Below are 12,288 nucleotides of genomic sequence, written 5' to 3' on the forward strand. Positions count from 1 at the left end.
TCAAAGTTATAGGGTCAAGTGAATAAGAGCACGTGGTGGATGCCTTGGCAATGATAGGCGACGAAGGACGTGATAGCCTGCGATAAGCTTCGGGGAGCTGGCAAATTAGCTTTGATCCGGAGATTTCCGAATGGGGAAACCCACCGAAAGGTATCGCATGATGAATACATAGTCATGCGAGGCGAACCGGGTGAACTGAAACATCTCAGTAGCTCGAGGAAAAGACATCAACCGAGATTCCGAAAGTAGTGGCGAGCGAAATCGGAAGAGCCTGCAAGTGATAGCACAAGACATAACGGAACAGTTTGGAAAGACTGGCCATAGCGGGTGATAGCCCCGTACGTGAAATGACCTGTGTGGTACTGAGCTTGCGACAAGTAGGGCGGGACACGAGAAATCCTGTCTGAATATGGGGGGACCATCCTCCAAGGCTAAATACTCATCATTGACCGATAGTGAACTAGTACCGTGAGGGAAAGGCGAAAAGAACCCCGGGAGGGGAGTGAAATAGATCCTGAAACCGCGTGCTTACAAAAAGTAGGAGCCTCGAAAGGGGTGACTGCGTACCTTTTGTATAATGGGTCAGCGACTTACATTCAGTGGCAAGGTTAACCGAATAGGGAAGCCGTAGAGAAATCGAGTCCGAATAGGGCGATCAGTCGCTGGGTGTAGACCCGAAACCAAGTGATCTATCCATGGCCAGGATGAAGGTGCCGTAACAGGTACTGGAGGTCCGAACCGACTAGTGTTGCAAAACTAGCGGATGAGCTGTGGATAGGGGTGAAAGGCTAAACAAACTTGGAAATAGCTGGTTCTCTCCGAAAACTATTTAGGTAGTGCCTCAAGTATTACCATCGGGGGTAGAGCACTGTTTTGGCTAGGGGGTCATGGCGACTTACCAAACCAAGGCAAACTCCGAATACCGATGAGTACAGCTTGGGAGACAGAGCACCGGGTGCTAACGTCCGGACTCAAGAGGGAAACAACCCAGACCGCCAGCTAAGGTCCCTAAAATTGGCTAAGTGGGAAACGAAGTGGGAAGGCTAAAACAGTCAGGATGTTGGCTTAGAAGCAGCCATCATTTAAAGAAAGCGTAATAGCTCACTGATCGAGTCGTCCTGCGCGGAAGATGTAACGGGGCTAAGCCAGTTACCGAAGCTGCGGATTTGCAATTTATTGCAAGTGGTAGGAGAGCGTTCTGTAAGCCTGTGAAGGTGCGTTGTAAAGCGTGCTGGAGGTATCAGAAGTGCGAATGCTGACATGAGTAGCGTTAAAGGGGGTGAAAAGCCCCCTCGCCGTAAGCGCAAGGTTTTCTACGCAACGTTCATCGGCGTAGAGTGAGTCGGCCCCTAAGGCGAGGCAGAGATGCGTAGCTGATGGGAAACAGGTCAATATTCCTGTACCGATTGTTAGTGCGATGTGGGGACGGATCTTAATAGGTCATCCGGGTGTTGGATATCCCGGTTTAGATGGAAGTAGGCGTGCATTAGGCAAATCCGGTGCACATATACCGAGGCCATCGATCGAGCGGACTTGTCCGTGAAGTGACTGAACGAGGTTCCAGGAAAAGCCACTAAGCTTCAGCTAACAACGACCGTACCGCAAACCGACACTGGTGCGCGAGATGAGTATTCTAAGGCGCTTGAGAGAACTCAGGAGAAGGAACTCGGCAAATTGACACCGTAACTTCGGAAGAAGGTGTGCCCTATTAGTGTGAAGTGAACAACGGAGCATGAATGGGTTGCAAAAAATCGGTGGCTGCGACTGTTTATTAAAAACACAGCACTCTGCAAACACGAAAGTGGACGTATAGGGTGTGACGCCTGCCCGGTGCTGGAAGATTAAATGATGGGGTGCAAGCTCTTGATTGAAGTCCCAGTAAACGGCGGCCGTAACTATAACGGTCCTAAGGTAGCGAAATTCCTTGTCGGGTAAGTTCCGACCTGCACGAATGGCGTAACGATGGCCACACTGTCTCCTCCTGAGACTCAGCGAAGTTGAAATGTTTGTGATGATGCAATCTCCCCGCGGAAAGACGGAAAGACCCCATGAACCTTTACTGTAGCTTTGTATTGGACTTTGAACAGATCTGTGTAGGATAGGTGGGAGGCTTTGAAGCAGGGTCGCTAGATCTTGTGGAGCCAACGTTGAAATACCACCCTGGTGTGTTTGAGGTTCTAACCTAGGTCCATTATCTGGATCGGGGACAGTGCATGGTAGGCAGTTTGACTGGGGCGGTCTCCTCCCAAAGCGTAACGGAGGAGTTCGAAGGTACGCTAGTTACGGTCGGACATCGTGACGATAGTGCAATGGCATAAGCGTGCTTAACTGCGAGACTGACAAGTCGAGCAGATGCGAAAGCAGGACATAGTGATCCGGTGGTTCTGTATGGAAGGGCCATCGCTCAACGGATAAAAGGTACTCTGGGGATAACAGGCTGATACCGCCCAAGAGTTCATATCGACGGCGGTGTTTGGCACCTCGATGTCGGCTCATCTCATCCTGGGGCTGTAGCCGGTCCCAAGGGTATGGCTGTTCGCCATTTAAAGAGGTACGTGAGCTGGGTTTAAAACGTCGTGAGACAGTTTGGTCCCTATCTTCCGTGGGCGCTGCAGATTTGAGGAAGCCTGCTCCTAGTACGAGAGGACCGGAGTGGACACACCTCTGGTGTATCGGTTGTCACGCCAGTGGCATTGCCGAGTAGCTAAGTGTGGAAGAGATAACCGCTGAAAGCATCTAAGCGGGAAACTCGTTTCAAGATGAGATCTGCCGGGGCCTTGAGCCCCCTGAAGAGTCGTTCAAGACCAGGACGTTGATAGGTCAGGTGTGGAAGCGCAGTAATGCGTTAAGCTAACTGATACTAATTGCTCGTGCGGCTTGACCCTATAACTTTGATTCAATCGAATCAGGGTGTTATGCCAAGTTGACGCATTCAAAGTACATTCAAAGCAGCCCAAGACAATTGGGCGCTGATTCCAAACTCTATGAATTCGCCTGGTTGATCGTGTGATCAGCCAGGCAACCAGTTATGCCTGATGACCATAGCGAGTTGGTCCCACTCCTTCCCATCCCGAACAGGACAGTGAAACGACTCAGCGCCGATGATAGTGCGGGTTCCCGTGTGAAAGTAGGTCATCGTCAGGCTCTTACAGCCCAGAAAGCCCAACCTCAGTGAGGTTGGGCTTTTCTAATTATGTAAGCACTCTAAAAGTGCGAACCAAGTGGCACGAAGCAGCAGGCGTCCCAAGCCCCTACTGTGGAAGTCACGAGGCTTCAAGCGGTCGACCCCAGGGGTCGTGATGTAAGAAGAAAAAGTCCCTCGGACTTGACGAAGTTGCAAAAACCGAGTCATAATCGAAGGCTTCGCTGAACTGGCCTCAGCACTGACTGCCAAGCGGTTGGATGCGGAAGGGGTGGAAGGAAGCGAAAAAAGTTTGACCGAACTTAAAAAATCGTGTTAGACTGGCGGGCTTCGCTGATCGCAGCGAACGAAGCAAAAGGCGAGAAGACAGAGATGTTTTCGAGTCTGGATCCTTAAAAATTTACAGCCGATAAGCGTGGGCGTTTGAAGGCAACTTGCCAAGTTCTTCGGAACAAAGTCGCAAGACTTTAAACGCTCATGAGAATAGAAGTGAAGTTCACTTCAATTTCTTTTTTTATGAGTTTTGCCTCATCGCGAGATGGGGTGCAAAAATCAAGATCGAACTATAGAGTTTGATCCTGGCTCAGATTGAACGCTGGCGGCATGCCTTACACATGCAAGTCGAACGGCAGCGCGGGAGCAATCCTGGCGGCGAGTGGCGAACGGGTGAGTAATACATCGGAACGTGCCCAATCGTGGGGGATAACGCAGCGAAAGCTGTGCTAATACCGCATACGATCTACGGATGAAAGCAGGGGACCCGCAAGGGCCTTGCGCGAATGGAGCGGCCGATGGCAGATTAGGTAGTTGGTGGGGTAAAGGCTCACCAAGCCGACGATCTGTAGCTGGTCTGAGAGGACGACCAGCCACACTGGGACTGAGACACGGCCCAGACTCCTACGGGAGGCAGCAGTGGGGAATTTTGGACAATGGGCGCAAGCCTGATCCAGCCATGCCGCGTGCAGGATGAAGGCCTTCGGGTTGTAAACTGCTTTTGTACGGAACGAAAAGTCTCCTTTTAATAAAGGGGGATCATGACGGTACCGTAAGAATAAGCACCGGCTAACTACGTGCCAGCAGCCGCGGTAATACGTAGGGTGCAAGCGTTAATCGGAATTACTGGGCGTAAAGCGTGCGCAGGCGGTTATGTAAGACAGTTGTGAAATCCCCGGGCTCAACCTGGGAACTGCATCTGTGACTGCATAGCTAGAGTACGGTAGAGGGGGATGGAATTCCGCGTGTAGCAGTGAAATGCGTAGATATGCGGAGGAACACCGATGGCGAAGGCAATCCCCTGGACCTGTACTGACGCTCATGCACGAAAGCGTGGGGAGCAAACAGGATTAGATACCCTGGTAGTCCACGCCCTAAACGATGTCAACTGGTTGTTGGGTCTTCACTGACTCAGTAACGAAGCTAACGCGTGAAGTTGACCGCCTGGGGAGTACGGCCGCAAGGTTGAAACTCAAAGGAATTGACGGGGACCCGCACAAGCGGTGGATGATGTGGTTTAATTCGATGCAACGCGAAAAACCTTACCCACCTTTGACATGTACGGAATTTGCCAGAGATGGCTTAGTGCTCGAAAGAGAGCCGTAACACAGGTGCTGCATGGCTGTCGTCAGCTCGTGTCGTGAGATGTTGGGTTAAGTCCCGCAACGAGCGCAACCCTTGTCATTAGTTGCTACATTCAGTTGGGCACTCTAATGAGACTGCCGGTGACAAACCGGAGGAAGGTGGGGATGACGTCAAGTCCTCATGGCCCTTATAGGTGGGGCTACACACGTCATACAATGGCTGGTACAAAGGGTTGCCAACCCGCGAGGGGGAGCTAATCCCATAAAACCAGTCGTAGTCCGGATCGCAGTCTGCAACTCGACTGCGTGAAGTCGGAATCGCTAGTAATCGTGGATCAGAATGTCACGGTGAATACGTTCCCGGGTCTTGTACACACCGCCCGTCACACCATGGGAGCGGGTTCTGCCAGAAGTAGTTAGCCTAACCGCAAGGAGGGCGATTACCACGGCAGGGTTCGTGACTGGGGTGAAGTCGTAACAAGGTAGCCGTATCGGAAGGTGCGGCTGGATCACCTCCTTTCTGGAAACAGCAAGTTCATTTGAACGCCCACACTTATCGGTTGTTGGAAGGTTGTCGCCCAGCGACTTGAGCGCACAGGCTTGAGTCCAAAGCGTTCCGGCTTGGGTCTGTAGCTCAGTTGGTTAGAGCACCGTCTTGATAAGGCGGGGGTCGTTGGTTCGAATCCAACCAGACCCACCATCCATCTAATCCTGGGGGATTAGCTCAGCTGGGAGAGCACCTGCTTTGCAAGCAGGGGGTCGTCGGTTCGATCCCGTCATCCTCCACCAAAGATTGCCAGAAACCAGTACCTGGCACTTATCAGTTCAACACCAAAGCGGCTTTTAACGAGGCTGTTTTGTTGTTGATCAAGATCTCTTGATCAATCGGCTGTTCTTTAAAAATTCATAGAGTCGAATCAGCGTTGCTGATGGAAACCGCACATTCGTAAAGGTTTAGTGCGGACCGTGCCATCAGCAACATAGAATTTTTGATTGCGTCAAAAGAAACTTCAATTTCGAGTCAGATCGATAATTGGAAGTACGGCATAACGCGCCAGGTGAGAGACCTGGCAATTCCTTGAAACGATTTTGGATTCTCGCAAGAGAAGTCAAAGTTATAGGGTCAAGTGAATAAGAGCACGTGGTGGATGCCTTGGCAATGATAGGCGACGAAGGACGTGATAGCCTGCGATAAGCTTCGGGGAGCTGGCAAATTAGCTTTGATCCGGAGATTTCCGAATGGGGAAACCCACCGAAAGGTATCGCATGATGAATACATAGTCATGCGAGGCGAACCGGGTGAACTGAAACATCTCAGTAGCTCGAGGAAAAGACATCAACCGAGATTCCGAAAGTAGTGGCGAGCGAAATCGGAAGAGCCTGCAAGTGATAGCACAAGACATAACGGAACAGTTTGGAAAGACTGGCCATAGCGGGTGATAGCCCCGTACGTGAAATGACCTGTGTGGTACTGAGCTTGCGACAAGTAGGGCGGGACACGAGAAATCCTGTCTGAATATGGGGGGACCATCCTCCAAGGCTAAATACTCATCATTGACCGATAGTGAACTAGTACCGTGAGGGAAAGGCGAAAAGAACCCCGGGAGGGGAGTGAAATAGATCCTGAAACCGCGTGCTTACAAAAAGTAGGAGCCTCGAAAGGGGTGACTGCGTACCTTTTGTATAATGGGTCAGCGACTTACATTCAGTGGCAAGGTTAACCGAATAGGGAAGCCGTAGAGAAATCGAGTCCGAATAGGGCGATCAGTCGCTGGGTGTAGACCCGAAACCAAGTGATCTATCCATGGCCAGGATGAAGGTGCCGTAACAGGTACTGGAGGTCCGAACCGACTAGTGTTGCAAAACTAGCGGATGAGCTGTGGATAGGGGTGAAAGGCTAAACAAACTTGGAAATAGCTGGTTCTCTCCGAAAACTATTTAGGTAGTGCCTCAAGTATTACCATCGGGGGTAGAGCACTGTTTTGGCTAGGGGGTCATGGCGACTTACCAAACCAAGGCAAACTCCGAATACCGATGAGTACAGCTTGGGAGACAGAGCACCGGGTGCTAACGTCCGGACTCAAGAGGGAAACAACCCAGACCGCCAGCTAAGGTCCCTAAAATTGGCTAAGTGGGAAACGAAGTGGGAAGGCTAAAACAGTCAGGATGTTGGCTTAGAAGCAGCCATCATTTAAAGAAAGCGTAATAGCTCACTGATCGAGTCGTCCTGCGCGGAAGATGTAACGGGGCTAAGCCAGTTACCGAAGCTGCGGATTTGCAATTTATTGCAAGTGGTAGGAGAGCGTTCTGTAAGCCTGTGAAGGTGCGTTGTAAAGCGTGCTGGAGGTATCAGAAGTGCGAATGCTGACATGAGTAGCGTTAAAGGGGGTGAAAAGCCCCCTCGCCGTAAGCGCAAGGTTTTCTACGCAACGTTCATCGGCGTAGAGTGAGTCGGCCCCTAAGGCGAGGCAGAGATGCGTAGCTGATGGGAAACAGGTCAATATTCCTGTACCGATTGTTAGTGCGATGTGGGGACGGATCTTAATAGGTCATCCGGGTGTTGGATATCCCGGTTTAGATGGAAGTAGGCGTGCATTAGGCAAATCCGGTGCACATATACCGAGGCCATCGATCGAGCGGACTTGTCCGTGAAGTGACTGAACGAGGTTCCAGGAAAAGCCACTAAGCTTCAGCTAACAACGACCGTACCGCAAACCGACACTGGTGCGCGAGATGAGTATTCTAAGGCGCTTGAGAGAACTCAGGAGAAGGAACTCGGCAAATTGACACCGTAACTTCGGAAGAAGGTGTGCCCTATTAGTGTGAAGTGAACAACGGAGCATGAATGGGTTGCAAAAAATCGGTGGCTGCGACTGTTTATTAAAAACACAGCACTCTGCAAACACGAAAGTGGACGTATAGGGTGTGACGCCTGCCCGGTGCTGGAAGATTAAATGATGGGGTGCAAGCTCTTGATTGAAGTCCCAGTAAACGGCGGCCGTAACTATAACGGTCCTAAGGTAGCGAAATTCCTTGTCGGGTAAGTTCCGACCTGCACGAATGGCGTAACGATGGCCACACTGTCTCCTCCTGAGACTCAGCGAAGTTGAAATGTTTGTGATGATGCAATCTCCCCGCGGAAAGACGGAAAGACCCCATGAACCTTTACTGTAGCTTTGTATTGGACTTTGAACAGATCTGTGTAGGATAGGTGGGAGGCTTTGAAGCAGGGTCGCTAGATCTTGTGGAGCCAACGTTGAAATACCACCCTGGTGTGTTTGAGGTTCTAACCTAGGTCCATTATCTGGATCGGGGACAGTGCATGGTAGGCAGTTTGACTGGGGCGGTCTCCTCCCAAAGCGTAACGGAGGAGTTCGAAGGTACGCTAGTTACGGTCGGACATCGTGACGATAGTGCAATGGCATAAGCGTGCTTAACTGCGAGACTGACAAGTCGAGCAGATGCGAAAGCAGGACATAGTGATCCGGTGGTTCTGTATGGAAGGGCCATCGCTCAACGGATAAAAGGTACTCTGGGGATAACAGGCTGATACCGCCCAAGAGTTCATATCGACGGCGGTGTTTGGCACCTCGATGTCGGCTCATCTCATCCTGGGGCTGTAGCCGGTCCCAAGGGTATGGCTGTTCGCCATTTAAAGAGGTACGTGAGCTGGGTTTAAAACGTCGTGAGACAGTTTGGTCCCTATCTTCCGTGGGCGCTGCAGATTTGAGGAAGCCTGCTCCTAGTACGAGAGGACCGGAGTGGACACACCTCTGGTGTATCGGTTGTCACGCCAGTGGCATTGCCGAGTAGCTAAGTGTGGAAGAGATAACCGCTGAAAGCATCTAAGCGGGAAACTCGTTTCAAGATGAGATCTGCCGGGGCCTTGAGCCCCCTGAAGAGTCGTTCAAGACCAGGACGTTGATAGGTCAGGTGTGGAAGCGCAGTAATGCGTTAAGCTAACTGATACTAATTGCTCGTGCGGCTTGACCCTATAACTTTGATTCAATCGAATCAGGGTGTTATGCCAAGTTGACGCATTCAAAGTACATTCAAAGCAGCCCAAGACAATTGGGCGCTGATTCCAAACTCTATGAATTCGCCTGGTTGATCGTGTGATCAGCCAGGCAACCAGTTATGCCTGATGACCATAGCGAGTTGGTCCCACTCCTTCCCATCCCGAACAGGACAGTGAAACGACTCAGCGCCGATGATAGTGCGGGTTCCCGTGTGAAAGTAGGTCATCGTCAGGCTCTTACAGCCCAGAAAGCCCAACCTCAGTGAGGTTGGGCTTTTCTAATTAGTCGGCCCTGCAAATGGCCCGCAGCCCGCATGAGCATTGGGTCTTGACGGCGTTTCTGGTGCACCGAATCCCCCGGGAAGCGTTGAACATCGAATTGATTTCTGGGAAATTTCGTCGATGCCCGAGCCCTTTGACACACCCGATTTCTTCCGCCCCCGACTGGTCGAGATGATTGACCTACGCCACCCGCTGGCGGTGTTGGCGAGTCGGCTGCCTTGGTCACACTGACTTGAGTAGTGGACGCAGCATGGAAACCCCAACCGAGAGAGAACCCGCAGGCCAACTGCCGCATGGCGTGGTGCGCATACTCCGCAATTGCAAGCGCATGTACGCCGACGATTTCAAGGCGCAGCTGGTTCGACAATGGCTGGTGCCGGGGACTTCGGTGGCTGCCACCGGCATGGCGCACGGAGTCAATGCGAACCTGTTGCGTCGTTGGATTGTTATGCACGGGCATGCCGCTGCCCCCGCACCGGCGTTGTTGCAGGTGACGCTTCAAGCATCGCCTTGCGAGAACGCCGCCGCCGTGCGCGGTGCCCTCGGAGCCGCAGGTCATCGAGATCGAGATTCACGGCGTTCGTGTTCGCCTGCTTGGTCAGGTCGATGCGCAACGGCCGGGCGTCGTGCTCGACGCGTTGGCGCGGCGCACATGATCGGTCTTCCCTCGAACACGCGCGTGTGGATCGCGGCCGGTCACACGGACATGAGGAAGGGCTTCGACGGCCTGGCCGCCATGGTGCAGACGGCACTCGCAACCAATCCGTTCTGCGGCCACGTCTTCGTCTTCCGCGGCAAGCGCGGCGACATCGTGAAGTTGCTGTGGTTCGATGGCCAGGGCCTGGTGCTGCTTGCCAAGCGACTCGAGCGCGGTCGTTTCGTCTGGCCCCAGGCCGCCTCCGGTGTCTCGCTCACGCCGGCGCAACTCTCCATGTTGCTCGAAGGCATCGACTGGCGCATGCCGGTGCGCACGCACGAGCCGTTGCTGGCTGCTTGATTTCCGGCGCGCGAACGAGCGCGCCTACTGGATGAGAATTTCTCCGGTGTAGCACCGATGTTCGACGTGCCGCCGGCCGGGCACAGTAGATGACGTGACGCCCCCGATCAACGACTCCACTACACCCCATACCGTTGAAGGTTTGCTGCGAGTGGTCGAGGAGAGAAATGCCGAAGTGGTGTTCCTCAAGCTGATGGTCGACAAGCTCAAGCTGCAGTTGATGCGCAGCCTTCGGGCGCGCTTCGGATCGTCCAGCGAACAGTTCGATGACCCTCAAATCGCTCTTCTGGAAGGCGAACCACTGTATGAGCGCCCGACGCCGATCGCTGTGGCTGAGCCCGATGCCGCCAATGCGCCGGAGATCGATCGCAAGCTGCCTGCTCACCTGCCGCGCGAGGCCCAGGTGTATCGGCCCGAAGCAACCTCCGATCACCATGACGCAAACGGTCAGGCCTGTGGTTGTACCGCTTGCGGCGGTCGTCTTCGCCTGATCGGACACGACGTCTCCGAGCAACTCGAGTACGTGCCCTCGCGCTTCAAGGTCATTCGCCATGTGCGGCCGAAGCTTGCGTGCGTGGCCTGCGAGACGATCTTCCAGGCCACCGCGCCGAGCCGGCCGATCGCGCGTGGTGTCGCCGGGCCGGGGCTCCTTGCGCATGTCATGGTCTCGAAGTATTGCGACCACGTCCCTCTGTACAGGCAGAGCGGCATCTACGCCCGCGACGGCGTGTGCATCGATCGCTCCACGATGGTCGGATGGGTCGACCAGGGCGACGAGTTGCTCGACCCGCTGGTAGCCGCACTCGGGCGCTACGCGCTGGCAGGTGCGAAGGTGCATGCCGACGACACGCCGGTGGGCGTCCTCGACCCGGGGCGCGGGCGCACGAAGACAGGGCGGCTGTGGGTCTACGTGCGAGACGATCGCCCGGCAGCGAGCCAAGACGCACCGGCGGTCTGGTTCCAATACTCTCCCGATCGCAAGGGCGAGCACCCGCAGACGCACCTCAAGAACTTTACTGGCATCCTGCAGGCCGACGCCTACGGTGGCTGGGGCAAGCTGTACGGTAGTGGCCGCGTCAAGGAAGCCGCTTGCTGGGCTCATGCGAGACGGCCGTGGTGGGATCTGCACCTGAGTCTGGGACGAGCACCGGGATCGGTGGCCGAGCAGGCGCTCAAGCGCATCGCTGCCTTGTACGCTGTCGAGGCCGACATCCGTGGCCAGCCGCCCGACGAGCGACGACGACAGCGCCAGGCACGCGCAGGCCCGTTGCTCGACGAGTTGCACGCCTGGCTGAGCGCCATGGTGGGCCGCGTGTCGGCGAAGTCGGAGATCGCCGCGGCTATCGGTTACTCGCTCACACGCTGGAAGGCGCTGACGCGCTACGTCGACGACGGCCGCATCGAGATCGACAACAATGCCGCCGAGCGCGCGCTGCGAGGCGTCAGTCTCGGCCGCAAGAATTACCTCTTCATGGGGTCGGACGCGGGAGGCGAACGCGCTGCGGCGATCTACAGCCTTGTGGAGACGGTCAAGCTCAACGGGATCGATCCCGAGGCCTATCTGCGCGATGTGCTGACGCGAATTGCCGACCATCCCATCAACCGCATCGACGAGTTGCTGCCGTGGAACATCGGCCGACGCGCCGGCGACCAACGAGAAGCAGCCTGAGCATGGCGACCAAGGTACATAGGATCAAGACGTCCCCGGCAATCCTCCAACTTCACATCGAATTGCGCGGCACGAAGCCTAAGGTCTGGCGCCGCGTGCTGGTGCCCGAGACGATCACGTTGCTCAAGCTTCATCTGGTCATCCAGGCCGCCTTCGGATGGAGCCACTCGCACCTGCACGAGTTCATCGCCGGCGACGGCGAGCGCTATGGAACGCCCGATCCGTTGTACGACGATCCTGGCTCGATCACCAGCGAGAGCACGCGACTGACCACCGCCCTGAACCGGTCGACGCTGAGCTACGTCTACGACTTCGGAGACTACTGGGATCACCGCATCAAGGTCGAGAAGAAGCTCGCACCGGATCCGCTGCTGCCCCTGCCGTTCTGCGTCGGCGGCGCCTGCGCGACGCCGCCCGAGGACTGCGGCGGCATTCCGGGCTATGCCGACTTCGTCCAGGCCATGGCCAATCCCGAAGACCCGGAGCACGAGAATTTGACCGAATGGATCGGTGAAGAGACCTGGAATCCCAAGGCGTTCGATTCCACAGAGGTCAACGACCGCCTGACCGCGATCAAGCTCTGACGCTGCCATGGTGCAAGCG

The 12,288-nt window shown here is 54.7% G+C and carries 3 protein-coding genes, 2 tRNA genes, 5 rRNA genes and 1 pseudogene; all 11 read left to right on the forward strand.

The genetic code is table 11. The annotated features are described in order from the left end of the window. The first annotated feature begins 12 nt into the window (after window positions 1-12). The 11 genes and pseudogenes from HCU76_RS24845 (at window position 13) to HCU76_RS24890 (ending at window position 12,269) form a co-directional block, all read left to right on the forward strand. Window positions 13-2,885 (forward strand): 23S ribosomal RNA (locus HCU76_RS24845). A gap of 146 nt (window positions 2,886-3,031) precedes the next feature. After that, window positions 3,032-3,144: ribosomal RNA gene (gene rrf, locus HCU76_RS24850) — 5S ribosomal RNA — on the forward strand. 558 nt (window positions 3,145-3,702) lie between these two features. Further along, window positions 3,703-5,239, forward strand: a 16S ribosomal RNA gene (locus HCU76_RS24855). Window positions 5,240-5,342: 103 nt separating this feature from the next. Further along, window positions 5,343-5,419 (forward strand) — tRNA-Ile (locus HCU76_RS24860). A gap of 13 nt (window positions 5,420-5,432) precedes the next feature. Then, window positions 5,433-5,508: transfer RNA gene (locus tag HCU76_RS24865), tRNA-Ala, on the forward strand. 332 nt (window positions 5,509-5,840) lie between these two features. After that, window positions 5,841-8,713 (forward strand): 23S ribosomal RNA (locus HCU76_RS24870). 146 nt (window positions 8,714-8,859) lie between these two features. Beyond that, window positions 8,860-8,972, forward strand: a 5S ribosomal RNA gene (gene rrf / locus HCU76_RS24875). The 16S, 23S and 5S rRNA genes sit together here with 2 tRNA genes alongside, the layout of an rRNA operon. Before the next feature lie 375 nt (window positions 8,973-9,347). Further along, a pseudogene (locus tag HCU76_RS37270) lies at window positions 9,348-9,500 on the forward strand (transposase); the annotation flags it as partial. Window positions 9,501-9,671: 171 nt separating this feature from the next. Beyond that, window positions 9,672-10,016, forward strand: coding sequence for an IS66 family insertion sequence element accessory protein TnpB (gene tnpB, locus HCU76_RS36790; protein WP_256354419.1), 345 nt, complete (start codon window positions 9,672-9,674; stop codon window positions 10,014-10,016). Window positions 10,017-10,122: 106 nt separating this feature from the next. Then, window positions 10,123-11,685, forward strand: a complete 1,563-nt coding sequence (locus HCU76_RS24885) for an IS66 family transposase (RefSeq protein WP_371319898.1) — start codon at window positions 10,123-10,125, stop codon at window positions 11,683-11,685. Window positions 11,686-11,687: 2 nt separating this feature from the next. Beyond that, the gene (locus HCU76_RS24890) at window positions 11,688-12,269 is read left to right on the forward strand and encodes a plasmid pRiA4b ORF-3 family protein (protein ID WP_218510901.1); all 582 of its coding nucleotides are present in this window, start codon (window positions 11,688-11,690) and stop codon (window positions 12,267-12,269) included. Window positions 12,270-12,288: the final 19 nt, after the last annotated feature.

This window comes from Variovorax sp. dw_308, from assembly GCF_019207085.1.
In the GTDB taxonomy this organism is placed as follows: Bacteria; Pseudomonadota; Gammaproteobacteria; order Burkholderiales; family Burkholderiaceae_C; genus Variovorax.